At 54.8% G+C, this 691-nt stretch carries 1 protein-coding gene; it reads left to right on the forward strand.

What is annotated here, in order from left to right; all coding sequences use genetic code 11:
* On the forward strand, window positions 1-637 hold a 637-nt coding region (locus tag HF854_RS12425), incomplete at its 5' end, for an RNA-guided endonuclease InsQ/TnpB family protein (RefSeq protein WP_240937764.1).
* Window positions 638-691: the final 54 nt, after the last annotated feature.

Here is a 691-nt window from a genome sequence, read left to right on the forward strand (position 1 = left end):
GGCCGACAGATGGTTCGTGAGCATCACGGTGGATACGGAAGACAGACGACAGCAGCACAACGAGAACCAAGAAGCTGTTGGTGTCGATCTTGGAGTATCCGCCCTTGCGACGCTCTCCACCGGGGAAGTGGTACAGGGGCCGAAAGCTTACAGCAAGCTTGTCAAAAGGCTCGTGCGACTCTCACGAAGTCTTTCGCGAAAAGCGCGTGGGTCGAACAATCGTGAAAAAGCACGACGGAAGCTCGCCAGGCTCCATGCCAGGATCGCCAATATCAGGCAGGAAGGACTGCACCAGCTTACGACATCGCTGGCCAGAAGGTTCTCCATCATAGGCATCGAGGATCTGAATGTACGCGGGATGCTGAGAAACAGACGTTTATCCAGATCCATAGCAGATGGCGCTTTTTATGAGTTCCGTCGGCAGCTGGAATATAAAAGCGGCATATATGGCGGGACAGTTGTTGTGGCCGACCGCTGGTTCGCCAGCAGCAAAACATGTTCCGACTGCGGTCACCGGCTGGAAGCCTTGCCTCTGTCCGTGCGTCACTGGGTATGCCCCGAATGCGGGGCATACCATGACCGTGACGTCAATGCTGCCATCAATTTAAGAAACAATGCCGTGAGTTCCACGGTGTAAGCCTGTGGAGAGGAAGGCTCTGGCTTTCTTTTCGGAGAAAGTGAAACCGGCCTC

The sequence above is a fragment of the Desulfovibrio piger genome (assembly GCF_012843875.1).
In the GTDB taxonomy this organism is placed as follows: domain Bacteria; phylum Desulfobacterota; class Desulfovibrionia; order Desulfovibrionales; family Desulfovibrionaceae; genus Desulfovibrio.